We start from the raw sequence: 23,831 nt of genomic DNA, 5'->3' as shown, positions 1-23,831 counted from the left end.
TCCCGCGGCGTCGGCGATGAGCGAGCCCGAGCGCATCCTGGTCGTCGGCCCCAGCTGGATCGGCGACATGGTGATGGCACAGAGCCTGTTCATGCGCTTGCGCGAACGCCTGCCGCAGGCGCGCATCGACGTGCTGGCCCCGGCCTCCACGGCAGCGCTGGTCGCGCGAATGCCTCAGATCGACAATCCCGTGATCATGAATATCGCCCACGGCGAATTCGCGCTGGCGGAGCGCCGCCGGGCGGCCGCGGCCCTGCGCGACACCGGCTACGATCAGGCGATCGTGCTTCAGCGCAGCGCCAAGGCCGCGCTGGTGCCGTGGCTGGCCCGTATTCCCCGGCGTACCGGCGTGCGCGGCGAGCTGCGCTACGGCCTGATCAACGATGTGCGCGGCATCGACAGCGCGCGCTATCCGCGCAAGGTCGAGCATTACGCCCTGCTCGGCCTGGAAAAGGACAGCGACGCGCTCGGCGATCTGTGCCTGCCGAAGCTCACCATCGACGAACCCCATCGACAGGCGCTGATCGAACGCCTCGAACTCGACTGCGCGCGCCCGATCGTCGGCTTCGCCCCCGGCGCGGCCTACGGCGGCGCCAAGCAGTGGCCGGCCAGCCACTACGCGCGCCTGGCCGCGGAACTGGATACGCGCGGCATCGCCACCTGGATCTTCGGCAGCACGCCCGACTGCGATCTGGCCCGCGATCTTGCGGCCGCCGCACCGCGGCACGGCATCAATCTGTGCGAGCGCACCTCGCTCACGGACATCGCCGATCTGGCATCGCTGACCACCGCCTTCGTGGGCAACGACACGGGGGTCATGCATCTGGCGGCGGCAGCCGCGCCGCGCGTACTCGCGATATACGGCTCGACCGACCCCGACTACGCGCCGCCGCTGGCGCCCGCCGAAGCACGCTTCTGGCTCGGTCTGGCCTGCTCGCCGTGCCGCGAGCGCGTCTGCCCGCTCGGCCACAACGCCTGCATGCGCGATATTCCGGTGGCCGACGTTCTGCGTGCCTGCCTCGATCCGCAGGCGCGCGGCATGCCGTCACTGCACTACGCGAGCTAGGCGCGCCAGGCGCCTACCTCAGCCCGACCACGCCAACGACACCGAGCCATGTCCGATCAACCCGACCGCTATGCCGTCATCGGCAACCCCGTGGCCCACAGCCGCTCGCCGGAGATCCATGCCGCCTTTGCCGCTCAGACCGGCCAGTCGCTGGTCTATGCTCGGTTGCCGGCCGAGATCGATGCGTTCGAAGCCACCGTGGCGCGTTTCTTCGCCGACGGCGGCCTGGGCCTGAACGTGACCCTGCCCTTCAAGCAGCAAGCGTCCGAATACGCCGACACGCTCACCGACCGCGCGCGCCACGCGGGCGCGGTCAACACTCTGGCGCGGCAGGGCGATGGCCGTATTCTCGGCGACAACACCGACGGCGCCGGTCTGTTGCACGATCTCAACGACCGTCTGCTGGTGGATATCCGCGACGCACGTATTCTCATCCTCGGCGCCGGCGGCGCGGTGCGCGGCGTGATACCCGTGCTACTCGACCGGCAACCGGCCGCCCTGCGTGTGCTCAATCGCACGCCGGACAAGGCCACGCAGCTGGCGACTCACTTCGCGGATCTGGGCCCGGTCAGCGGCGGCGGGCTGGATGAGGCCAGCGGCGGGTGGGATATCGTCATCAATGCGATTTCGGCAGGCCTGGCCGGCGAGATGCCACCCCTGGCGGACACCCTGGTGGCCGACGCCATCGCCGCCTACGACATGATCTATGCCGACGCGCCCACTCCGTTCATGCGCTGGGCGCGCGCCGCGGGGGTGACGCGCTGCAGCGACGGGCTCGGCATGCTCGTCGAACAGGCGGCCGAATCGTTTGCCGTCTGGCGCGGTATCCGGCCGGCGACCGAGCCGGTGATCCGGGCGCTGCGTCCGGCCACGCAATAGGCCGGTTACGCGTTATAATCGTATTCATGAGCGTACCGAACCCGGCCAATCCTCTCGATCATGTGCTGCGCGGCGATACCTCCGGCGAATTGCTCGACCCGGAGGTGCACGCGCGCCAGTACAGCTATGTGCGCAAGGCACACGAGACCGAGCTGGTCGAGGATTACGTCGAACTGATCGCCGATCTCATCGATGCCAAGGGCGAAGCCCGGGCCGTCGAACTGGCACAGCGCATGGGCGTGACCCAGGCCACGGTGGGCAAGATGATCCGGCGCATGGCGGAGGCGGGGCTGGTGACCAGCGAGCCGTATCGCTCGATCTTTCTCACCGATGCCGGCAAGAACATGGCCGCGCAATCACGCGACCGGCATATCGTGGTGTTGCGTTTTCTGCGCGCCATCGGCGTCTCGGAAGCCACCGCGCGCAAGGATGCCGAAGGCGTCGAACACCACGTCAGCGCCGAAACCATCGATATCATGCGTCGTTTCGCCGACGCCAGCGAACGCGCTGCCGGCGAGTAGGGTTCACGTGGGCGCATCCGCGCTGACTTTCAGTACCAACCGCCACGGTCAACGCGTCATCGCCCACGCGTGGCCCCACGACGCGCCCGGCTGCCGCGCTATTCAGGCCGAACTCACCCAGCACATCGTCACCCACGACGACTTCGGGCCGGTCGCCACACTCGGCGGTATCGATATCGGCTTCGAGGACGGCGGCCGCACGACCCGCGCCGCGGCCGTGGTGCTCGACGCCGAAACCCTCGAGATCATAGAGCGTGCCCTGGTGCGGGTGCCCACGCGCATGCCCTATATCCCCGGCCTGTTGTCTTTTCGGGAAATCCCGGGCGCGCTGGCGGCACTCGACCAGCTCGCGCAACGTCCCGACCTGGTGTTCGTGGACGGACACGGCATCGCGCACCCCCGCCGTCTGGGCGTGGCCACCCATCTGGGCCTGGTCACCGGCCTGCCGACCATCGGCGTGGCCAAGAAACGCCTCACGGGCAGCCATGATGAAGCGCCGAGCGGGCGCGGCCAGTGGACACCGCTGCGCGACAAGGACGACATCATCGGCGCGGTTCTGCGTTCGCGGGTCGGCGTTAAGCCTATTTTCATCTCTTCAGGGCATCGTGTAGCGCTAGACAGTGGTATTGCCTGGACGCGCCGCGCCCTGACCCGCTATCGCCTGCCGGAAACCACCCGCGCAGCCGATAAACTGGCGTCGAATCGATAACCGCGGGTCCGGAACAAGCCGCTGCGGTGCCCGAATCATTGATCTGGCGTTTTTTGAGCCCATCCTGAGGCACTGATAGGCTTACCAACTGTCTGAAGCTGTCCACACGAAATTCGCACAACGGATTTATATATGATCAAACGCGCAACTTCCATTCTGGCCATTGCCATCGCTGCCCTGACATTCGGCGGCATGACGAGCGTTGCCAGTGCTCAGAGCAACACCGGTTCTGCCGATCAGCAGCAGGCCCAGCAGCTCATGCAGCAATACCGCCAGAAGGCGTCGCAGCTGCAGCAGATCCATAAAAAGACGATTGCAGCCAATCCGAAGCTCGCCGCAGAGCAGGAGAAATTCGAAAAACAGGTTCGCAAGGCCGTTCAGGACCAGGGCTACGACGTCGACAAGGGCCAGCAGCGCGTCGAGGAAATGGCGCAGAAGCTGCAGTCCGGCGATCTGAGCGATTCCGAGCGCAAGGCCGTCATGAAGGACTTCCAGGCCGAGCGCCAGCAGATGGTCAAGGCGCGTGACGCCGCGCTGCAGAAGCCGGACATCCAGGCCGCCGGCAAGAAGCTGCAGTCGGACACGCTCACCGCCATGAAAAAACAGGACAGCAAGACCGACCAGCTGCTCACCGACATGGACTCGCTGCGCACCAAGCTGCGCGCCGCGATGCCCAACCCGTCGGGCAACAACGGCTGATTGCCGACCTGAGATCGATGAAACCCGGCCCTGGCGCCGGGTTTTTTTGCCTCGCAGATTAGCGGCTACGCCTGCATCCGAATAGGCCGACGGCACGGCCGTAAGTCCGACACAGCGTGTTTCACCGACGCAAGCATGCCCCTCCGAGCCGACACCGCCGCCCGGCACGCAATCCGGGCCACGGCCAGCCCGCCAATCGCCATGCGCGTTACCCTGGACGTCAGGGCGCAGGTGAGCCGGCAATCGTCGGCGCGCCTCTGCGTATGTCTGTCGATCCTCTACCTACCGTGTTCGGTCGTTGCGCCAGGGCTGAGCCGGCGCTGCCTGGTCTCGCCCGACGCAGGTTGATCGATCGTGCACTCGTATCACGCGACGGCTGAAGCTGCATTACCGCGGCCGTAATCGGAGGATCGCCGTCGGAAGACTTTCGAGGCGATACAGCCGATGCGTATCGACGCTGACCGCAGCCGGACCCCAACACCCATTAGACCGCGTCGTGATGCCATCCACCTGCGACCCATGGCTTGTCATGCCGCCCCTCTGCAGTAGCATCCGGCGTGGTGGCATGTAGCGGCCGATCCGACACATGAGCACGCACAAAAAAGCCCGCGTCCGGGAAGGATGCGGGCTTTTGGATCGGCCGCCGCTAAGGCGGCTTCAGAGCAACCGGTTAGTAATTGCTCTTCACCTTGGTCTTGGATTCGACGTTGACGTTGGCGCCGCCACTCTGGTCCATGGCGCCGCTGGCACCATCATAGGCATCACTGCCCATCGTGCGCGCCTTGTCGTGCATGGCACCGCTTTTCTGCATGGCGCCATCCTGCATCGACTGCCCGCGCTGCTGCATCGACGATGCCGCGCCGCTGGTACCGTCGTAGGCATCGCTGCCCATGGTGCGCGCCTTGGCTGCGCCGTTGCTGGTCCGGCTTTTCATGCCATCACGCATCGAGGCGCCATCGCTCATCGCGCCATGAGTCGTCGACCGACTCTTGTTCTGCATCGACGACATGGCGCCGCCAACAGCGCCGGTCGCGCCTGATGTCGTGCTTTTGAGCTTCTTCGAGCCATCCTTCATCAGGGTATAGGTTTCGCCGCCCGACACCGCCGGGCCAACCGCGCCCGAACCCGATGCCTGGGCCTGGAGGCCGGCCTGAAGCTGATCCAGTGTCAGCCCGCCCGACTGGGCGCCGCCCTCAATGGTCTGGCTGGTATCGAGCGAATCGTACATCTTGGAGAGCTGCGGGCTCTGGGCCGCCTCACTGCGGCTGAGCATGCCGTTGCCATCGGTGTCCAGAGCGCTGAACTGTGTACGCAACGCCGTGCTGGCGCTGGTGTTCACGCTCTGACCGGCCACGTTGGCGGATGCCGACGTGCCGGCGTCGACGCCGGAATGGGTCTGCGCGGCCATGCCGGTGCCGGCAGCCATAACGAGACCGAGTGCAATCGCGGTTTTCTTGAACATATCGCCCATCCTTGAGGAAGGTCTTTCGAAACAGACCTGCACCCTACAGGGCGTCAATGAATGGATACTTAACAGCCTGAAATCATTGGCCATCGGACCTGCCACGCCACACGGCAGGCGGCCACGTACGGGCGAACGTCTACCCGCGGCCCTGTTCGTCCTGCTGTGCCTCGACTTCACGCATGCCCGGCACGAACAGTCGTGCCATCCAGATGCCGATCTCGTAGAGCAGGTAGATGGGCACCGCCAGCAGCGTCTGCGAGATCACGTCCGGCGGCGTGAGCAGCATGCCGACGCCGAATGCCGCAACCACGATATAGGCGCGATAGCTGGCCAGTTGCCGCGGCGTGACGAACCCCGCCCATACCACCAGAAATATCGCCACCGGCAGTTCGAAGGCAATACCGAACGCCATGAACATGCCGAGTACGAAATCCAGATACGCGGAAATATCGGTCATCACCGCCACACCGGTGGGTGCCACGGACACGAAGAAACCGAACACGACCGGAAATACCACGTAGTAGGCGAATGCCATACCGAGATAGAACAGGCCGGTGCTGGAAATCAGCAGCGGCGTGACCAGACGTCGCTCCTGTGAATACAGCCCGGGGGCCACGAACATCCATATCTGATACAGCGTCCAGGGCAGCGACAGGGCAACCGAAACCACCATGGCCAGCTTGAACGGGGCCAGAAACGGTGCGGCGACGCCGGTGGCGATCAGGCTGTTGCCCGTGGGCAGGTTCGACAGCAGCGGCCCGGATAGAAAGGTGAACAGATCCCGGGCAAAGAACGCCATCGGCAGGAAGATGATGACAATTCCGATGACGATCCTGAGCAGGCGCGTGCGCAACTCCAGCAGGTGCGCCATCAGCGGCTGTTCCTCGGCGTTGAACGAGTCGTCGCTCATGGGCGTTGTTCATCCTCATCGTGGCGTGCGGCATCCGCTACCGGATTGGCCGGCGCGTCGTTCCCGGAGCCTGCAGAGTCCGCGTCTGCGGCCGGCTGCTCGGTCATCACCGACGGCGTTTCCGAAGGCTGCGGCGCCGGCCGTTCGACCGCGTTCTTGACACTGTCGGCGGTGCTGCGGGTATTCGACTCGATCTGCTCGCGGGCCTCGCGCACCTGCGAGCGCAGATCGTCCACATTGATCTCGCGCTCGAGTTCGGTGGTCAGACCGCGCACATAGCCCTTGGCCCGGCCGACCCAGGTGCCCAGCGTACGCGCCACCACGGGCAGACGCTCGGGCCCCAGCACGATCAGGCCAATGACGGCCATCAGGGCAAGTTCCCAGAAACCGATGTCGAACATTTAACGCTCGAAGTAGTGAAGCCGGCGATCGATTATCGAACGACCACGAAACCTAGTCCTGATGCTCGCTCTCCTGACGCTTGGCATTACGCTGGCGCGCCTCTTCCGCCGGCCCGGTGTTGGGCTTGGTCTTGCCGAGTTCGTCGACGATCTGCGGATCCTCGGGACGCTTGCGCGCATCCTGGGTCGTGGGGTTCGTGTCTTCGTCGCTTTCGCTGTCTTTCATGGCGCCCCGGAAATCCTTGAGCGCCGAGCCCAGATCACCGCCGAGATTACGCAGGCGCTTGGTGCCGAACACCAGCACCACGATCACCAGAAGAATCAAAAGCTGCCAGATGCTGATACCACCAATCATGATTACCTCGTCGTCTAGGACCTGTTAACAACCGCGAAACTCACCGCATCACGTTCTATTTTACGCGCGCCGCTTTCTCTTCAATACCGGATACGCCGAAACGCCGGCCCAGTTCCCGCTGAACGGCGTGAACGTCGAGCCCACGGGACTGCAATAGCACCATACAGTGAAACCACAGGTCAGCGACCTCGTGAACCAGGTGCTCGTCATCGGCTTCGCCAGCCGCCTCGACCACCTCGCCGGCCTCCTCGGAAATCTTGGCCGTGATCGCCGCGGTGCCGCCGGCATACAGCGCGGCGGTATAGCTTTTCGAGGGATCGGCGTCCCGACGCTGTGCCAATGCATCGTCGAGCGCCGCGAAAATATCACTGTTACTCATGCAGACCGTACATTTGCTCGGGATCCATGATCACCGGATCGCCGGTGACCCAGCGGCCGTTGTCGTAGACCTGGAAAAAACAGGATTCTCTTCCGGTATGGCACGCCACGCCGCCGATCTGCTCGACGCGCAGCAGCAGTGCATCGTTGTCGCAGTCCAGCCGGACCTCGACGACGCGCTGCAGATTGCCCGAAGTTTCTCCCTTGCGCCAGAGCTTGGCACGCGAACGTGACCAATAGGTTGCATAGCCGCTCTCCAGGGTCGCAGCCAGTGATTCGCGGTTCATCCAGGCCAGGGTGAGCACACGCTCGCTGTCGACCGACTGGGTGATGGCCGGGGCCAGCCCCTGGGCGTTCCATGCCACGTGATCAAGCCAGTCGGCCTGCGGCGCGTCGGCGCCATTGTCGGGGAGGTCTTCGCTCACGGTTGTCTGTCTGCGGGTATGCGGATTCCCATGGTACGCGCAACCCGGCATTGAACCCAGGCGCCGGGCACGAGTTGCAGGCGGGCAGCAGCGCGACGGGCGCCTCGAATCCAAGCTCATGGCGCGAGCATGAATGATTGCCGGCGCTGGACCGACAACACAGGGCCGGCGCTTCTGGCATGCTCTGACAGGTTTTTCGCTTGCAATGCACTACACTAGCGCGCATGAAAATCATTATTCTGGGGGCCGGCGAGGTGGGCGCCACGCTCGCCGAGAACCTCGCCCACGAGGCCAACGACGTCACCGTCGTGGACACCGACGAATCGCTGCTGCGGCCCCTGCAGGACCGGCTGGATATCCGGGCGGTGCACGGCTACGCCGCGCATCCGGACATCCTGCGCAGCGCCGGCGCCAACGACGCCGACATGATCATCGCAGTTACCGCCACCGACGAAGTCAACATGGTGGCCTGCCAGATCGCCTACACGCTGTTCCATACGCCGACCAAGATCGCGCGTATCCGTGCCTCGGAGTATCTGCTCGAGAATCGGCTGTTCCATCAGGACGCGATCCCGATCGACATGAGCATCAGCCCGGAACAGCTGGTCACCGACTACATCAAGCGGCTGGTGCAGTATCCGGGCGCGCTTCAGGTCGTGGATTTCGCGGAGGGCCGGGTACAGGTCGTCGGCGTCAAGGCCTATTACGGCGGCCCGCTCGTGGGCAAGGAATTGCGCACGCTGCGTGAGCATCTGCCGGAGGCCGACACCCGCGTGGTCGCGATCTATCGGCGCGGCAAGCCCATGATTCCCGAGGGCGATACGGTGATCGAGGCAGACGACGAAGTGTTCTTCGTCGCCGCCCATCACAACATCAAGAAGGTCATGGGCGAGCTGCGCAAGATCGACCGTCCGGTCAAGCGCGTCATGCTTGCCGGCGGCGGCAATATCGGCTTGCGGCTGGCCCTGGCGCTGGAGAACCACTGCCAGGTCAAGATCATCGAGAACAACCCTGCCCGCGCCGGCTGGCTTTCCGAGAAGGTGAATCGCTCGATCGTGCTCAAGGGCGATGCCGCCAACGAGTCGCTGCTGCTCGAAGAGAACATCGAAAACGTGGATGTGTTCTGCGCGATCACCAACGACGACGAAGCCAACATCCTCTCGGCGATGCTCGCCAAGCGCCTGGGGGCGCGCAAGGCGATGTCGCTGATCAACCGGCTGGCCTATGTGGATCTGATCGAATCCTCCGGCACCCAGATCGATATCGCCATCTCGCCCAAGCAGTCGACCATCTCCGCCCTGCTCGCCCATGTGCGCCGCGGCGACGTGGTCCGCGTACACACCCTGCGCCGCGGCGCGGCCGAGGCGATCGAGGCCATCGCCCACGGCGAGCGCGACAATTCACGCGTGGTCGGCCGGCGCATCGACGAGATCAAGCTGCCGCCGGGCAGCACCATCGGCGCGATCGCGCGCGGTGAGGAGGTGATCATCGCGCATCACGATACGGTCATCGAATCGGGCGATCACGTGATGCTGTTCATCATCGACAAGAAGTACACCGGCGACGTGGAGAAACTCTTCCAGGTCGGCGTGTCCTACGTCTGACCGGCCCGTGCGACTTCCGTTGAAAGCCCTGCGCCAATGAAGCTCCAGCTCAATTATTACTTCGCGGTCGTGCAGCGCGTACTCGGCCTGCTGCTGATGATCTTTTCGACCAGCATGCTGGTGCCCATGATCCTCGGGCTGGCCTACGGCGACGGCGAGGCCGATGCGTTCGGGGTCGGCTTTCTGATCACCCTGTTCACCGGTGTGCTGCTCTGGCTGCCGGTGCGACACGTACGGCGCGAACTCAAGATCCGCGACGGCTTTCTGGTGGTGGTGCTGTTCTGGATGGTGCTGAGCCTGTTCGGCGCCGTGCCGCTGTATCTGGCAACGCGGCCCGATATCGGCATCACCGATGCGGTGTTCGAGTCGGTGTCGGGGCTGACCACCACCGGCGCGACCATCCTCACCGGCCTCGACACCCTCCCGCATGCGGTGCTGTTCTGGCGCCAGTTGCTGCACTGGATGGGCGGCATGGGCATCATCGTGCTCGCGGTCGCGGTGCTGCCCATGCTCGGCGTCGGCGGCATGCAGCTCTATCGCGCGGAAACGCCGGGGCCGATCAAGGATTCCAAGCTCACTCCGCGTATCCGCGAGACCGCCAAGGCGCTGTGGTATCTGTATCTGTCGCTCACCGCCTTCTGCGCGCTGGTATTCTGGATCGCCGGCATGAGCGGCTTCGATGCCATCAGCCATGCGTTCTCGGCGATCGCCACGGGCGGCTTTTCCAACCACGACCTGTCGCTGGGCCACCATGACAGCGCGGTGATCGAACTGGCCGCGATCATCGCCATGATCGTCGGCTCGGTCAGCTTCTCCATGCATTTCATGGTCTGGCGCAGCGCCAACCCGTTGACCTACTGGCGGGACGCCGAGACCCGGACGTTTCTGATCATGGTGCTGGGCGCGACCGCGCTGGCCACTCTCGTGCTCATGGTCGCGGGCACTTATGTATCGCTGCCTTCGGCGTTCATCAAGTCGATGTTCCAGGTGGTCTCGATCGGCACCACGACCGGTTTCACCACCACCGACTACTCGCTGTGGCCGAGTTTTCTGCCCATGTTTCTGCTGCTGGGCAGTTTCGTGGGCGGCTGCGCCGGCTCCACCACCGGCGGCATGAAGGTCGTGCGCTTCATTCTGTTGTCCAAACAGGGCATGCGCGAAATCAGCCGGCTGATCCATCCGAACGCAGAGATTCCGATCAAGATCAGCGGCAAGGTCATCCCTGATCGCGTGATCCAGGCCGTATGGGGTTTCTTCGCGGTCTATATCACCGTGTTCGTGGTCATGTTCCTGATCCTGTTGGCCACCGGCCTGAACGAACTCACCGCGTTTTCGGCCGTTGCCGCCTCGATCAACAACCTCGGCCCAGGCCTGGGCGAAGTGTCATCGAACATGGCCGGCATCCCCGCCATCGCCAAATGGGTGCTGTGCATGGCCATGCTCCTGGGCCGACTGGAAGTGTTCACGCTGCTCGTGATTCTTTCTCCCGCCTTCTGGCGACGGTGATGTCGCGGCCTCGGTTACACTGCGCTCCATGGGAATGAAAGAGCGACTCCAGGACATGCTGGCGGCCGGTCAGGACAACGCGCTGCTGCGTTTCTCACTCGGCGAACTGCTGCACAAGGACGGCGAGCATGCGGCCGCTGCCGAACATCTGGGCCAAGCCGTGGCTTTCGATCCCGATTATTCGGCCGCCTGGAAACTCTACGGCAAGGCGCTGCTGGACAGCGGCGCGCCGGCGGCCGCGCTCGAGGTACTCGAACACGGCATCACCGTGGCCGAGGCACGGGGCGACAATCAGGCAGCACGCGAGATGCAGGTGTTCGCCAAGCGGGCACGAAAACGGCTCGACACCCCTGACGAGCAAGCCCCTCGCTGATGTCGGTCTATACCCGTGTCAACGAGGACGACCTGCGCGCCCTGCTGGCCGATTATTCGATCGGCGAACTGGAAGACCACAAGGGCATCGCGGCCGGCATCACCAACACCAATTACTTTGTCGACACCACGTCGGGACGCTGGGTGCTCACGCTTTTCGAGCAGGTGGACAACGGGTCGCTGCCTTTCTTCATGCAGCTGATGGATCATCTGGCCGGCCACGGCGTGCCCGGCGCGCATCCGGTGGCACGCAATGACGGCGGTTTTCTCAGCCGGGTGCAGGGGCGCCCGGCGGCGCTGGTCTATCGACTGTCCGGCGCCAGCCTCATCTCGCCCACCGCACGCCACTGCGGCTCGCTCGGCGGCGTGGTTGCGGAAATGCATCGTGCGGTGCGCTCGTTCGACCAGATCCAGCCCAATCCGCGCAATCTGGAATGGATAGCCAACGCACGCGACGAGCTGGCGTCGAAACTCGACGCCCCGACGCTGGCCCTGCTCGATGACGAAATCGCCTTTCAGCACGAGTGCGTGCACGCACGCTATGCCGGCCTGCCCAAGGCCGTCATTCATGCCGACATGTTTCGCGACAATGTTCTGTTCGACGACGGCCGGGTGAGCGGCATCATCGATTTCTACTACGCCTGTCACGATTATCTGCTGTTCGATCTCGCGGTGATCTGCAACGACTGGGCGTTCGCTGACGACGGCAGGCACTTGCCGAAACAATGGCAGGCGTTCGTCGATGCCTATGCGCGCCGGCGCTCGATCGCCGCCGCCGAGCACGCCGCGTGGCCGGCCATGCTGCGCGCAGCCGCACTGCGTTTCTGGGCCTCGCGGCTGGTGGATTATCACTTCCCCATGGACGGCGACGTCACCCACGTCCACGACCCGAGCCCGTTCGAGCAACTGCTGCGGCGCCACCGCGAACAGACGCCGGCGCTGATCGCGACCGATTGACCCCGGCTGTCGATGATTGCGCTCATACAGCGTGTGACCCGGGCCTCGGTCACCATCGACGATCAGGTTCATGCCGAAATCGGCGCCGGCCTGCTCGTGCTGGTGGCCGCCGTTCCCGACGACGAACACAAGCAGGCACGACGCCTGGCCCAGCGTGTGCTCGACTATCGCGTATTCGCCGACGCCGAGCAGCGCATGAACCTGAGCGCGCGCGATACCGGCGCCGCGATACTCGCCGTACCCCAGTTCACGCTCGCCGCGGACACTCGCCGCGGCAACCGGCCGGGGTTTTCGGGGGCCTGCCCCCCGGCGCGTGCCCTGCCGCTGTTCAACGGCTTCGTCGACGCGCTGCACGAGCAGCACGCGGCGGTCGAAAACGGGCTGTTCGGCGCCGACATGCAGGTGGCGCTGGTCAACGATGGCCCGGTCACCTTCTGGCTGACCAGCTAGGTCGCCGACAGCCATTCGCACCGCCGCCTGGGCGGGGTCGCGTTGCCCTGGCAATGGGCGTATTATCCGCCGTCTCAGGGGTGATCCAAAGCTTTGCTATAGCGACATGAAGGCACGACGCGCCACGATTGCACGCCAGACCGCAGAAACCGATATCCAGGTCACGCTCGACCTGGACGGCAGCGGTGCGTTCAACGCCAATACCGGGGTCGGTTTCTTCGACCACATGCTGCATCAGATCGCCCGCCACGGGCTGGTCGATCTGGATGTGGCCGCGACCGGCGACCTGCATATCGACGACCACCACACCGTGGAAGACGTCGGCATCTGTATCGGCCAGGCGCTGCGCGAAGCCGCGGGCGACAAGCGCGGCATCGTTCGCTATGGGCACGCCTATGTGCCACTGGACGAAGCCTTGTCGCGCGTGGTCATCGACTTGTCCGGCCGACCGGGCCTGTTCTTCGACGCCAGCTTCAGCTGCGAGAAGATCGGCAGCTTCGATGTGGAGCTCGTGCGCGAGTTCTTTCAGGGCGTGGCCAGTGCCGCGGCCCTTACACTGCATATGGACGCACTCAAGGGCCACAACGCCCATCACGTCGCCGAAACGCTGTTCAAGGCGTTCGGCCGGGCGCTGCGCATGGCGGTCTCCCGCGACGAACGCTCCGGCGACGCCATGCCGTCCACCAAGGGCAGCCTGTAGTGTCCTGCCCCGCAAATAACCTTGCCTTCTGCACGGTTGTTGACGCGTCCAGCGGCGTTGCAACACCTCGCCGTAAGCCGTGCTACGCCTCGCCGTTGCGCCTTGCTGGACACGCCAACACCTCGCGCAGAACATGGCAAGAAACTTACGGGACAGGACACTAGCCCTCCGACTTCCTTCGAGTAATTTATGGCAACCGTTGGCATCATCGATTACGGGATGGGCAATCTGCATTCGATTGCCAAGGCCCTGCGCTATGTCGCCTCCGACGAGCAGATCGAGGTCAGCTTCGACCCGGATGCGCTCGCCAAGATGGACCGCCTCGTGCTGCCCGGCGTCGGCGCCATCGGCCATTGCATGGAAGAACTGCATCGGCTCGAACTCGACGACATGATCAAGTCGCAGCTGGGCAAGAAACCGCTCATGGGCGTATGTCTGGGTATCGAGGCGCTCATGGCCCATTCCGAGGAATCCGGCGGCGTGGCGTGCCTGGGCGCATTCCCCGGTGACACCGTGCGTTTTGCCCCGCCCGGCGAGCAGCCCGACGGCGTTCGCCGCAAGATTCCGCATATGGGCTGGAATCAGGTGCGCCAGGAACGGCATCATCCGTTATGGAAGGATATCGCCCCGGCCAGCTGGTTCTATTTCGTGCACAGCTATCATGTATCGCCCGAGCAGGAACGCCATATCGCCGGCACCACCGAATACGGGGTGCGCTTCGCCTCGGTCATTCTGCGCGAGAATGTGTTTGCCGTGCAGTTTCATCCGGAGAAGAGCCAGTCGGCCGGTCTCCAGTTGCTGGCCAACTTCCTGGAATGGGATGGCCATGCCTGAACGCGCTGCGAAAGCCGCGATCATCACCTCCTTGCATCATCAACCCACGTCGTAGACGAGGATTCCCCGCGTGCTACTCATACCTGCCATAGACATCAAGAACGGCCAGTGCGTGCGCCTGCGCCAGGGCGACATGGACAACAACGTGACCGTGTTCGACGACGACCCGGTCGCCGTCGCCCTGCGCTGGATCGAAGAAGGCGCGGACCGTATCCATGTGGTCGATCTGGACGGCGCCAAGGCCGGCTATCCGGTCAACGCCCGCATCGTCGGCGAGATCGTGGCCGCGGCCGGCAGTATTCCGGTACAGATCGGCGGCGGCATCCGCGACGAGAGCGCGATCGAGACCTATCTGGAGCGCGGCGTGGAATACGTCATTCTCGGCACCCGCGCGGTGTCCGAGCCGCATTTCGTGGCCGACGTCGGCGTCGAGTTTCCCGGACACATCATCGTCGGGCTGGATGCACGCGACGGCAAGGTGGCGACCGACGGCTGGTCCAAGCTGTCCCATCACAACGTCGAAGACCTGGCCCAGCAGTTCGAGGAAGACGGCGTCATCGCCATCATCCACACCGATATCAGTCGCGACGGCATGATGCAGGGCGTCAACGTGGACGCCAGCCGCGCGTTGGCGTCCGCGCTTACCATTCCGGTAATCGCCTCGGGCGGTGTCACCGATATCAGTGATATCGAAGCCCTGCTCGCCGCCGAGGAAGACGGCGTGGCCGGCGCCGTGATCGGCCGCGCACTCTATGAAGGCACGCTCGACTTCGCCGCCGCACGCAAGCTGGTCAACGACCGGGCGGGCACCTAAGTGTCGCTGGCCAAGCGCATCATCCCCTGTCTCGATATCGACAAGGGCCGGGTGGTCAAGGGCGTCAAATTCCTCGAGATCAAGGACGCCGGTGATCCGGTCGAGATCGCGCGCCGCTACGACCAGCAGGGCGCCGACGAACTGGTGTTTCTGGATATCAGCGCCAGCCACGAGGATCGCGGCACGCTCATGGACGTGGTCGAACGGGTCGCCGGTGAAGTCTTCATTCCGCTGACCGTGGGCGGCGGTGTGCGCACCCTGCCCGACGTGCGCCGCCTGCTGCAGGCCGGCGCCGACAAGGTCTCGATCAACACCGCGGCCATCTCCAATCCCGAGTTCGTGCGCGAGGCCGCCTACCGCTACGGCTCGCAGTGCATCGTGGTCGCGCTCGACGCGAAGAGCGTGTCGCGCAAGGGCGAACCGCCGCGCTGGGAGATATTCACCCACGGCGGACGCAAGTCCACCGGCATCGATGCCATCGAGTGGGCCCAGAAACTGGTCACGCTTGGCGCCGGCGAAGTGCTGCTCACCAGCATGGACAAGGACGGCACCAAATCCGGCTTCGATCTCAAGCTCACGCGCGCGATCTCCGAAGCCGTGGATGTGCCGGTGATCGCCTCCGGCGGCGTCGGCAGCCTGGAAGATCTCCACGACGGCCTCGAACTCGGCCGCGCCGATGCCGTGCTGGCCGCTTCGATCTTTCATTTCGGCACCTACACCATCCAGCAGGCCAAGGGCTTTCTCGCCGAGCGCGGCGTGGTCGTACGCGACCCGATCTACCGCTGAGGCAGCGGCCGGCCGGCTGACAACGGGCATGAACCATGAATAACAACGTGCTGGCGGCAGCGGTTCTGGGTCTGTTCTTGGCGGTTGGTCTCGTTCTCGGGGGCAGCTATCTCAACAGCGCGGCGGTCAGCTGGAAATCGGCCGATCGCAGCGTCACCGTCAAGGGGCTGGCCGAACGCGAAGTCAAGGCCGATCTGGCGCTCTGGCCGCTGCATTTCACGGTCACGGGCAATGATCTGACCGGCGTACAGAAAAAGATCGACGATCAGGCCGCCGTCATTCGGGCCTTTCTGCGCGACGCGGGTTTCGCCGCCGACGAGATCACCCTCACCTCACCGCAGGTGACCGATCAGTACGCCAACAGCTACGGCAACCAGCGTCCGGATGCGCGCTATTCCGCCGAGGCCACCATGCTGGTACGTACCGACAAGATCGCGGCAGTGAAGCAGAGCATGCCGCGGGTCGGCGCGTTGATTTCGCGCGGCGTGCTGCTCTCGCCCAACTACAATTACCGCACCGAGTTCCTGTTCACCGGCCTGGAATCGATCAAGCCGGACATGATCGCCAAGGCCACCGCCGACGCCCGCGCCGCCGCGAAACAGTTCGCCGAAGATTCCGGCAGCGAGGTCGGCCAGATCCGCAGTGCCTCACAGGGCTATTTCTCGATCCAGGACCTGGACAGCTATACGCCCGACATCAAGCGCGTGCGTGTGGTCACCACGATCGATTACGCCCTGGACGACTGACGGGACTCGGACTCGCCTCACGAGATGAGTCCCGGCAAGCCTGTCCGCAGATGCACGCAGATTGACGCAGATAAAGACGGGATCTGTAGCGATTAAGACCCGACTGCTGCTTGGATGGCGGCTTTTGCTGAACCCTGCTAGCGACGTCAATCGTTTCACGCAAAGCCGGCAAGGCGCAAACTAAACAGGAACGGCTGTCTATACACAGCCGTTTGCATGCACTTGGCGGCTTCGCGCTTTTGCGTGAGATAGCAGGTATTCACACCCGCATCAGTTCCTTGGCGTGACGTCGGTTGAGTGCCTGATTTGGATGTCAGCGGCGTTGCGATCAGTTGCAATATTTCCCTGACATTTCTTCATATCTGCGTTCGTCTGCGTCGATCTGCGGACCATCGCCTTCTTGATCAGGTACGAAACTCAGTAGGCTTCGGCCCCCGCGCAACGGACGGCACCCCGAGAAGAAAGCATTCCTCACGCAAAGCCGGCAAGGCGTGGAAATGAAGCACGGTTTTTTTTGTCTTCTTCGCGTCTTGGCGCCTTTGCGTGAAACGGTTTCCACTCCCGCGTCTGATCAGCAAGAAGTAAAACAAACGAACTGTGCATGCTACATAGTCAAGACCGCCTTCAATTACGCACAAAAAAGCCCGGCACGACGGCCGGGCTTTTTCGATCCCTACCGAGCGACTCGATCAGGTCGTCTGTTCGGCGTGCTTGCCTTCGGCGAATTCCTCGATCGCCTTGGCGCAGAACGCATCCAGATCATCCGGCGTGCGGCTGGTGACCAGCGCTTCGTCGCAGACGACTTCACGGTCGACCCAGTTGGCACCGGCGTTGACCAGGTCGGTCTTCACCGACGGAAATGAGGTCACGGTGCGCCCGTTGACGACGTCGGCCTCGACCAGCATCCACGGCGCGTGACAGATCGCTGCCACCGGCTTGTGCTGGGCGAAGAAATCGCGCACGAATTGCACAGCCTTGTCGTTGACTCGCATCGAATCCGGGTTAGCTACACCACCCGGGATCACCAGGCCGTTGTAGTCCTCGGCCTTCACGCTGTCTACGGTCTTGTCGACCTTGAAGGTATCACCCTTGTTGATATCGCCGTTCATGGCCTGGATCTCGCCGGACGCCAGCGAAACCAGTTCGACCTCGGCGCCGGCCGCCTTGATTTCTTTCCAGGGCTGGGTGAGTTCGATCTGCTCGACACCGTCGGTGGCGAGGAATGCGATTTTCTTGCCGTTGAGTTCGTCGGACATGACTACTCCGTTGCGCATGAATTATTGATGCGACGGACGATGCGGCCCTCGTCCCTGCTTTCAAATGCGTGCTAGTACGGAGACGCCGGCCCGGCCGCCCGGTCAATCGGCGGTACGTTCGAGCACGGCGTAATAGAAGCCGTCGAATTCATGATCGCCCGGCGCGATACGTCGGCCATGCGCTTCGGCCTCGCCCCACTCGACGTCCATCACATGCTCACGCGCATCCGGACGACGATCGAGGAAATCGGCCACCACATCGACGCCTTCGGCGCGCAGCAGCGAGCAGGTGGCATAGACCAGCCGGCCGCCCGGCGCGAGCGCACGCCACAGCACGTTGAGCAGGGCAATCTGGCGGCGGACCGCGGCGGCGATATCGCTTTCGCGGCGAAGCCACTTGATATCCGGATGGCGGCGAATCACGCCGGTGCCGCTGCAGGGCGCATCCAGCAGAATACGATCGAAGGGCCGACCATCCCACCAGGCGTCCAGATCACAGGCATCGGCGGCGACGGCGGTGGCTTTCAGATTCAGCCGTTCCAGGGTTTCACCCAGCGTGGCCAGACGCGCCGCGTCGACGTCCAGCGCCAGCAGGTCGATATCGGCGCTCTCGAGCAGATGCGCGCTCTTGTTGCCCGGTGCCGCACAGGCGTCGAGCACACGCTGCCCGTCCTCGGGCGCGAGCAGCCCGGCCGCGCGTTGGGCGCCGCCGTCCTGGATCGAGACCTCGCCGCTGGCGAAGCCGGGCAATTCGGCGGCGCTGACGGGCTCGGCCAGCGTCACGCCGGTGGCGTCGAACGGCATCGGCGTACCGACCAGTTCGTGCTCGCCGAGTCGCAGCAGGTAGCTGTCGCGAGACGTGGCCCGGCGATTGACGCGCAGATGCATCGGCGCCTGGGCGTTGTTGGCCGCGAGCACATCTTCCCAGCGATCGGGCCAGTCACGCCGGATCGCTTCCACCAGCCAGTCGGGGTGCGAATAGACGAGGCCCGGCGCCTCGGACAGCTTCGGCACGCCGGCGCGCTGGTGGCCGCGCAGAATGGCGTTGACCATGCCGCGCGCCTTGTCCAGCTTGAGTTCCCCGGTGGCCGACACCGTGGCATGCACGGCCGCATGGGCCGGCACGCGCATGTACTCGAGCTGATACAGGCCGACCAGCAGCAGCGCATTCAGCAGCGGTTGTGGCGCCCGCGACACGCGCGGCGCCAGGATCGCGTCCAGGCGCCGATATTCACGCAGCGTGCCGTAGGCGAGTGCCGACACCAGCGCGCGGTCGGCGCCGGGCAGCGACGCCGGCACCGCGGCGAGCGCTGCGTCCAGACTGCGTTTGTCGTCGAGCACCGCGGACACCGCGCGCGCGGCCCAGGCCCGCTGAGAGGCGCCCGCGCCGGCGGGTGTGGTGGCTTTGTCGGTGGGCTTGGTCATGATGTTCCTGGACAGACGCGTACGGTGAAATCGGACCCGACGCCACAATAGCGCCTCGGCAAACAGCGGCGATACGGCCGCGCGCCTCTATTCAAAGCGCTGACCCGGCCAGTCGCGGCCGTTGACGGCCGCGGCGGCGTCCATGCGTTTCTTGCCCGGCAACTGCAGTTCCCTGACTCGCAGCGCCCCGGCGCCGGTGGCGATATCGATACCGGCGGCGCTGGCAGCGATCACGGTGCCGGGCTCGGCCTGGGTCTTGGCCGCGGCCGGTTCGGCGCGCCAGAAGCGTACGATCTGATCGCCGAGCCGCGCATGGGCCACCGGCCAGGGCGCGAAGGCGCGCACGGCACGGGCGATGTTCTCGGCCGGGTTGCGCCAGTCGATCGCGGCTTCCGCCTTGTCGAGGCGGTGCGCATAGGTCGCCTGGGCGTCGTCCTGGGGTTCGGCCACCAGGCCGGCGCCGATGCGCGGCAACAACGTCGCCAGTTCGCGCGCGCCAAGCGCGGCCAGTTCGTCGTGCAGTTCGCCGGCCGTGGTCCGGCTGTCGAGTGCCACCGCGCGCCGCGCGAGCATCGGGCCGGTATCCAGACCGGCCGCCATCTGCATGAGCGTCACGCCGGTCTCGCTGTCGCCGGCAAGAATCGCGCGCGCAATCGGCGCCGCCCCGCGCCAGCGCGGCAAAAGCGAGGCGTGGACGTTGATGCAGCCGTGGGGCGGCAGCGTCAGTACGCGCCTGGGCAGCAGCAGACCGTAGGCGACCACCACGATCAGGTCCGGGGCGAGCGCGGCCAGCGCATCAAATGCGGCGTCGTTCTTGAGCGATTCGGGCTGTTGTACCGGCACGCCCAGTTCGAGCGCGCGTTGCTTGATCGGTGAGGCAGCGAGTTTGCGACCGCGCCCGGCAGGCCGGTCCGGCTGGGTGAGCACGCCGGCCAGGCCGTGCCCGCTGGCGGCAATGGTTTCCAGACAGGGCAGCGCGAAATCCGGGGTACCGGCGAATACGATGTTCATCCGTCGGTTTCGCTGGCGCTCTGGCGCGCCGCCTTGGCGAGCTTGCGGCGGATGCGCGCGCGCTTGAGACGGGACAGCTGGTCGATATACAGGCCGCCGTCGAGGTGGGCCAGCTCGTGCTGTACACACTGGGCCATCAGGCCGTGCGCATCCATCTCGTAGCGCTCGCCGTTGCGATCCTGGGCCGCAAAGCGCAGGCGCGTATAGCGCGTGACCCGATCGTAGTGCTCGGGCACCGACAGGCAGCCTTCGTCGACGGTTTCCGGATCTTCCTGCCAGAGGATTTCCGGGTTGCACATGACGACGCGCTCGCTCTTGTCGTCGGAGCAGTCCATGACCGCGAGCCGGCGCATGTCGCCCACCTGGGTCGCGGCCAGACCCACGCCGGGGGCGTCGTACATGGTCTCGAACATATCGTCGATGAACGCCGACAGCGTATCGTCGAAGGTGGTTACCGGACGGGTGATTTCACGCAGTCGCGGATCGGGGAAATGCAAAATCTCTAGAATCGCCATATTCTATCGTTTTTCAGCGTCGCAAAAGTGGCCATGCCATGTGAGGGGCGCGCGGGGCTGCCGAATCATGCACGCTGTGCAGTGAACGTCGGCTATTCAATGGGGGCGCGTCCTGGATGCGAGAGTATAACGGTTTGACAAGGTTTCCGAGGCCCCGCGCGATTGCGCTGGCCCTCGCTTCGATGATGGTACTGGGCGGCTGCGCACATCAGCGCACGCCATCCGAGACCACGGTGCAGCCGGTGGTGCCGGCGCCGGCCGCCCAGCCACTGGCGACACGGCCCACGCCGCAGCTCGAGGCCCGCGATCTGAATACGCGCATGCGCAGCGACGCGCCGCTGCGCTACGTGGTCAAGCCGGGCGATACGCTATGGGATATCGCCGGCTACTATCTGCGCGATCCCTGGTACTGGCCGCAGCTGTGGGACGACAACCCGGATATCGCCAATCCGCATCTGATCTATCCCGGAGAAGTGCTGGTGCTCACGCGTAACGGCGCTGGTCAGCCGCGCCTGCAGCGCGGACGCAGCGTACGGCTGTCGCCACGCATTCGCGAACAGGAAATCGACACCATCGCGACCATCCCCCTGGATGCGATCCGCGCGTTTATCGACGGCCCGCGCCTGGTCAGCGCCAAGACGCTGGAAGACGCACCCTATGTGGTGTCGTTCATCGACGAACATCTGGTTGGCGGCAAGGGCACCACGGCTTATATCCGCGACGCCGACACCCGCGGCGATGCCGCGAGCGATTACAGCCTGGTGCGCGATACCGGCCCGTATACCGACCCGGTCAGCGGCGAGGTTCTCGGGCGCGAAGCGGTCCCGGTCGGCGACGTGCATATCGACACCTTCGACGAGGTCTCCACCGGCCTGATCACCAAAAGCTTCCGCGAGGCCCTGGTCGGCGATCGCCTCCTGCCACTGGAACAACAGGATCTGGTGCATGACTTCTACCCGCATGCGCCGGCCACGCCCATCGAAGGACGCATCATCTCGGTGTTCGATGGCGTCTCGTCAATCGGCCAGTACCAGATCGTCACCCTCAGCGTGGGCCGCGACGACGGCATCGAACGCGGCCACGTACTCGATATATTCGAGGCCGGGCGCGTGGTGCTGGACCCGGTCAAGGGCGGGCAGGTGCAGTTGCCGCCTCTGCAGGCGGGTGAATTGATGGTCTTCAAGACCGATGCACGCGTGAGCTTCGCCCTGATCATGCGCTCGCAGCGTCCGGTGCACGTGAAAGACATCGTGCGCTCGCCCCAGGCGTAGCCCGGGCGGACGATGCCGGCGCCAGACCAACGGACCTGTCGAGCATGAGCGAGCGGGACTGGCTGCGGCTGGCCTGCGCGCCGGGCGTCGGCACGACCCTCGGCACGCGCCTGATCGAGCGCTATGGGACGCCGCCGGCCGCGCTGGCGGCCGGTGACGCCGGCTGGCGTGCACTCGGGATACCGGCGCCGGCGCGCGCGGCCCTGGCCGAACCCGACAATCCGCGCGTCGACGAAGCCCTGCGCTGGCTCGAGCAGCCCGCTCATCACCTGATCACCTCGGGCGATCCCGCCTACCCGGGCCCGCTCTCGGAACTCACGCCCGCCCCGCCCTGGCTGTACGCGGTGGGCGATACCGATCTGCTGGACTATCCCGCGATCGCCATCGTCGGCAGCCGCAATCCCACGCCGGCGGGCCTCGAGTCGGCGCGTGAATTCGGGGCCGCACTGGCCAGCGCGGGCCTGGTGGTGGTGTCGGGCCTGGCCCGCGGCATCGACGCCGCAGCCCACGAGGGCGCACTCGCCGCCAACGGCATGACGATCGCGGTATGCGGCACCGGCCTGGATCGTGTGTATCCGGCCATGCACAAGCAACTGGCCGAGCGCATCGCCGACCAGGGCCTGTTGCTGTCCGAGTTCGCGCTGGGCACGCAACCGGCACGGGGCAATTTCCCGAGCCGCAATCGCATCATCGCCGGCCTGTGCTCGGCGACTCTGGTGGTGGAGGCGGCGCGTGCCTCGGGCTCGCTGATCACCGCGCGCATGGCGAGCGCCGCCGGGCGCGATGTCTTTGCCCTGCCCGGCTCGATCCATAATCCGCTGGCGCGCGGCTGTCATCAATTGATCCGCGATGGCGCAAAACTGGTGGAGACCACCGCCCATATCCTCGAGGACATCGCCGGCGTGATGGACGGTTTCCGGCGCCCCGTCGACGGCCCGGCCGCAGCCGCCGATCACCAGCACAATCAACCGGATAACGCAGCCGAGGACGACGCGCACCGGGCTCTGCTGGAAGCCATCGGCCATGCTCCCGCACGGGTCGACGATCTGGTCGCGCGAACGGGGTGGCCGGCGGATGCGGTATCATCAACGCTGCTTATTCTGGAGCTGGAAGGCCGGGTGATAGCAACCCCGGGTGGCTCGTATACCAGAGTCGCCTGACGCCGGCCCGCATATCGCGCCCGCAAGGCCTGTTCCGACGACCTGACGGACCTGTGCTCATGAACGAAAATCTGCTCGACGTCCTGCTGTATCTGTTCGAGAACTTCACGCTCGCCGATGCCGAGCATGTCTCCAACGTGCGCGACGATCTCGACGATGCCGGCTTTTTCCCGGACGAGATCGACGACGCCTTCGCCTGGATACGTGCCACCGATCCCGCCGGCCAGGCGCTGGCGTCCAGCCCCAGCGAAGATGCCATCCGGGTCTACTCCGAGCGCGAGATGCACATACTCGACGCCGAGTGCCGTGGCTTTCTCGAACGCCTGCAGCAGTCGGGTGTGCTCTCGGCCACGGCCCGCGAAATCGTCATCGACCGCCTCATGGCGCTTGCGGAAGATGCCTACGAAGGTGCCGAGATCGAGCAGCTCAAATGGGTGGTGATGATGGTGCTCTCCTCGGCCGGTCAGGATCAGGCCTATGCCCGCATGGAAGCCATGATCCACGCCGAAACACCGGGTGCCAGTCACTGACACCCGACCGCGCCGGGTGCACGGCCGGCGGTGATGCACTGCGTCATTTGTAGCTGCAACTGTTGACGCAGCGCGCTCGCGCATGC

At 65.0% G+C, this 23,831-nt stretch carries 28 protein-coding genes; 18 read left to right on the top strand and 10 right to left on the bottom strand.

The genetic code is table 11. From position 1 onward, the window contains the following. Positions 1 to 16 precede the first annotated feature (16 nt). The 5 genes from waaF to ACFOSU_RS01590 all read left to right on the top strand — a co-directional run bounded on the left by waaF (position 17) and on the right by ACFOSU_RS01590 (position 3,874). Positions 17 to 1,066: a lipopolysaccharide heptosyltransferase II gene (gene waaF / locus ACFOSU_RS01610; RefSeq protein WP_380685789.1), complete on the top strand. Its 1,050-nt coding sequence runs from the start codon at positions 17 to 19 to the stop codon at positions 1,064 to 1,066. Positions 1,067 to 1,114: 48 nt separating this feature from the next. Beyond that, positions 1,115 to 1,945 (top strand): shikimate dehydrogenase, encoded by an 831-nt coding sequence (aroE, locus tag ACFOSU_RS01605; RefSeq protein WP_380685787.1) that lies wholly within the window; start codon positions 1,115 to 1,117, stop codon positions 1,943 to 1,945. A gap of 26 nt (positions 1,946 to 1,971) precedes the next feature. Further along, positions 1,972 to 2,466: a manganese-binding transcriptional regulator MntR gene (gene mntR / locus ACFOSU_RS01600; protein ID WP_380685785.1), complete on the top strand. Its 495-nt coding sequence runs from the start codon at positions 1,972 to 1,974 to the stop codon at positions 2,464 to 2,466. A gap of 7 nt (positions 2,467 to 2,473) precedes the next feature. Continuing rightward, positions 2,474 to 3,175, top strand: coding sequence for a deoxyribonuclease V (gene nfi, locus ACFOSU_RS01595; protein ID WP_380685783.1), 702 nt, complete (start codon positions 2,474 to 2,476; stop codon positions 3,173 to 3,175). Positions 3,176 to 3,307: 132 nt separating this feature from the next. Further along, positions 3,308 to 3,874, top strand: coding sequence for a hypothetical protein (locus ACFOSU_RS01590; RefSeq protein ID WP_380685780.1), 567 nt, complete (start codon positions 3,308 to 3,310; stop codon positions 3,872 to 3,874). A gap of 670 nt (positions 3,875 to 4,544) precedes the next feature. On the opposite strand, the gene ACFOSU_RS01585 is transcribed toward ACFOSU_RS01590, so the two are convergent. The 6 genes from ACFOSU_RS01585 to hisI form a co-directional block, all read right to left on the bottom strand. Continuing rightward, positions 4,545 to 5,336, bottom strand: coding sequence for a hypothetical protein (locus ACFOSU_RS01585; protein ID WP_380685778.1), 792 nt, complete (start codon positions 5,334 to 5,336; stop codon positions 4,545 to 4,547). 139 nt (positions 5,337 to 5,475) lie between these two features. Next, a complete protein-coding gene (tatC, locus tag ACFOSU_RS01580; protein ID WP_380685776.1) occupies positions 5,476 to 6,249 on the bottom strand; it encodes a twin-arginine translocase subunit TatC in 774 nt (257 codons plus the stop codon). Beyond that, the gene (gene tatB / locus ACFOSU_RS01575) at positions 6,246 to 6,650 is read right to left on the bottom strand and encodes a Sec-independent protein translocase protein TatB (RefSeq protein WP_380685774.1); all 405 of its coding nucleotides are present in this window, start codon (positions 6,648 to 6,650) and stop codon (positions 6,246 to 6,248) included. Before tatB ends, tatC begins: the two co-directional genes overlap by 4 nt. A 52-nt stretch (positions 6,651 to 6,702) precedes the next feature. Then, the gene (gene tatA / locus ACFOSU_RS01570; protein WP_380686440.1) at positions 6,703 to 7,008 is read right to left on the bottom strand and encodes a Sec-independent protein translocase subunit TatA; all 306 of its coding nucleotides are present in this window, start codon (positions 7,006 to 7,008) and stop codon (positions 6,703 to 6,705) included. Positions 7,009 to 7,060: 52 nt separating this feature from the next. Then, positions 7,061 to 7,384: a phosphoribosyl-ATP diphosphatase gene (locus ACFOSU_RS01565; protein WP_380685772.1), complete on the bottom strand. Its 324-nt coding sequence runs from the start codon at positions 7,382 to 7,384 to the stop codon at positions 7,061 to 7,063. Beyond that, a complete protein-coding gene (gene hisI / locus ACFOSU_RS01560; protein WP_380685770.1) occupies positions 7,377 to 7,808 on the bottom strand; it encodes a phosphoribosyl-AMP cyclohydrolase in 432 nt (143 codons plus the stop codon). Before hisI ends, ACFOSU_RS01565 begins: the two co-directional genes overlap by 8 nt. Positions 7,809 to 8,032: 224 nt before the next feature. On the opposite strand from hisI, the gene trkA reads away from it, so the two are divergent. From trkA to ACFOSU_RS01510, 10 genes are all read left to right on the top strand, one after another. Continuing rightward, positions 8,033 to 9,412, top strand: coding sequence for a Trk system potassium transporter TrkA (gene trkA, locus ACFOSU_RS01555; RefSeq protein ID WP_380685768.1), 1,380 nt, complete (start codon positions 8,033 to 8,035; stop codon positions 9,410 to 9,412). Between the two features lie 36 nt (positions 9,413 to 9,448). Then, positions 9,449 to 10,918, top strand: a complete 1,470-nt coding sequence (locus tag ACFOSU_RS01550; RefSeq protein ID WP_380685765.1) for a TrkH family potassium uptake protein — start codon at positions 9,449 to 9,451, stop codon at positions 10,916 to 10,918. Between the two features lie 28 nt (positions 10,919 to 10,946). After that, on the top strand, positions 10,947 to 11,291 hold the full coding sequence (locus ACFOSU_RS01545) for a tetratricopeptide repeat protein (RefSeq protein WP_380685763.1): 345 nt from the start codon (positions 10,947 to 10,949) through the stop codon (positions 11,289 to 11,291). Then, positions 11,291 to 12,247 carry a homoserine kinase gene (locus ACFOSU_RS01540; RefSeq protein WP_380685760.1) on the top strand — a complete coding sequence of 319 codons (957 nt, stop codon included), beginning with the start codon at positions 11,291 to 11,293 and terminating at the stop codon, positions 12,245 to 12,247. Before ACFOSU_RS01545 ends, ACFOSU_RS01540 begins: the two co-directional genes overlap by 1 nt. A gap of 12 nt (positions 12,248 to 12,259) precedes the next feature. Then, the gene (gene dtd, locus ACFOSU_RS01535) at positions 12,260 to 12,697 is read left to right on the top strand and encodes a D-aminoacyl-tRNA deacylase (protein ID WP_380685758.1); all 438 of its coding nucleotides are present in this window, start codon (positions 12,260 to 12,262) and stop codon (positions 12,695 to 12,697) included. A 106-nt stretch (positions 12,698 to 12,803) separates the two neighbouring features. Next, positions 12,804 to 13,397, top strand: a complete 594-nt coding sequence (gene hisB, locus ACFOSU_RS01530) for an imidazoleglycerol-phosphate dehydratase HisB (RefSeq protein WP_380685756.1) — start codon at positions 12,804 to 12,806, stop codon at positions 13,395 to 13,397. A gap of 189 nt (positions 13,398 to 13,586) precedes the next feature. Further along, positions 13,587 to 14,231, top strand: a complete 645-nt coding sequence (gene hisH / locus ACFOSU_RS01525; RefSeq protein WP_380685754.1) for an imidazole glycerol phosphate synthase subunit HisH — start codon at positions 13,587 to 13,589, stop codon at positions 14,229 to 14,231. 70 nt (positions 14,232 to 14,301) lie between these two features. Further along, a complete protein-coding gene (gene hisA, locus ACFOSU_RS01520) occupies positions 14,302 to 15,045 on the top strand; it encodes a 1-(5-phosphoribosyl)-5-[(5-phosphoribosylamino)methylideneamino]imidazole-4-carboxamide isomerase (protein ID WP_380685752.1) in 744 nt (247 codons plus the stop codon). Further along, entirely contained in the window at positions 15,046 to 15,831 is a 786-nt protein-coding gene (gene hisF, locus ACFOSU_RS01515) for an imidazole glycerol phosphate synthase subunit HisF (protein WP_380685750.1), read from the top strand. It abuts the gene before it with no gap. 35 nt (positions 15,832 to 15,866) lie between these two features. Then, the gene (locus tag ACFOSU_RS01510; RefSeq protein WP_380685748.1) at positions 15,867 to 16,577 is read left to right on the top strand and encodes an SIMPL domain-containing protein; all 711 of its coding nucleotides are present in this window, start codon (positions 15,867 to 15,869) and stop codon (positions 16,575 to 16,577) included. A gap of 689 nt (positions 16,578 to 17,266) precedes the next feature. On the opposite strand, the gene ACFOSU_RS01505 is transcribed toward ACFOSU_RS01510, so the two are convergent. The 4 genes from ACFOSU_RS01505 to def all read right to left on the bottom strand — a co-directional run bounded on the left by ACFOSU_RS01505 (position 17,267) and on the right by def (position 20,784). Continuing rightward, positions 17,267 to 17,833 carry a type 1 glutamine amidotransferase domain-containing protein gene (locus ACFOSU_RS01505; protein WP_380685746.1) on the bottom strand — a complete coding sequence of 189 codons (567 nt, stop codon included), beginning with the start codon at positions 17,831 to 17,833 and terminating at the stop codon, positions 17,267 to 17,269. A 102-nt stretch (positions 17,834 to 17,935) separates the two neighbouring features. Beyond that, positions 17,936 to 19,258 carry a 16S rRNA (cytosine(967)-C(5))-methyltransferase RsmB gene (gene rsmB / locus ACFOSU_RS01500; RefSeq protein ID WP_380685744.1) on the bottom strand — a complete coding sequence of 441 codons (1,323 nt, stop codon included), beginning with the start codon at positions 19,256 to 19,258 and terminating at the stop codon, positions 17,936 to 17,938. Between the two features lie 87 nt (positions 19,259 to 19,345). After that, entirely contained in the window at positions 19,346 to 20,269 is a 924-nt protein-coding gene (gene fmt, locus ACFOSU_RS01495) for a methionyl-tRNA formyltransferase (protein WP_380685741.1), read from the bottom strand. Continuing rightward, complete coding sequence (def, locus tag ACFOSU_RS01490; RefSeq protein WP_380685738.1) at positions 20,266 to 20,784, bottom strand: peptide deformylase; 519 nt, start codon at positions 20,782 to 20,784, stop codon at positions 20,266 to 20,268. The genes fmt and def overlap by 4 nt, the downstream gene beginning before the upstream one ends. Before the next feature lie 182 nt (positions 20,785 to 20,966). Between def and ACFOSU_RS01485 the strand changes: the two genes are divergently transcribed. From ACFOSU_RS01485 to ACFOSU_RS01475, 3 genes are read left to right on the top strand one after another with little or no spacing between them, the layout of a single operon-like run. Continuing rightward, complete coding sequence (locus ACFOSU_RS01485) at positions 20,967 to 22,055, top strand: LysM peptidoglycan-binding domain-containing protein (RefSeq protein WP_380685736.1); 1,089 nt, start codon at positions 20,967 to 20,969, stop codon at positions 22,053 to 22,055. Positions 22,056 to 22,099: 44 nt separating this feature from the next. Further along, the gene (dprA, locus tag ACFOSU_RS01480) at positions 22,100 to 23,215 is read left to right on the top strand and encodes a DNA-processing protein DprA (protein WP_380685733.1); all 1,116 of its coding nucleotides are present in this window, start codon (positions 22,100 to 22,102) and stop codon (positions 23,213 to 23,215) included. A 59-nt stretch (positions 23,216 to 23,274) separates the two neighbouring features. Continuing rightward, complete coding sequence (locus tag ACFOSU_RS01475) at positions 23,275 to 23,745, top strand: DUF494 family protein (RefSeq protein ID WP_380685731.1); 471 nt, start codon at positions 23,275 to 23,277, stop codon at positions 23,743 to 23,745. Positions 23,746 to 23,831: the final 86 nt, after the last annotated feature.

The organism is Salinisphaera aquimarina (genome assembly GCF_042643355.1).
GTDB classification, from domain to species: Bacteria; Pseudomonadota; Gammaproteobacteria; order Nevskiales; family Salinisphaeraceae; genus Salinisphaera; species Salinisphaera aquimarina.
The sequence above is the reverse complement of the archived record's forward strand: the minus strand, read 5'-3'. Positions and strand labels throughout refer to the sequence as shown.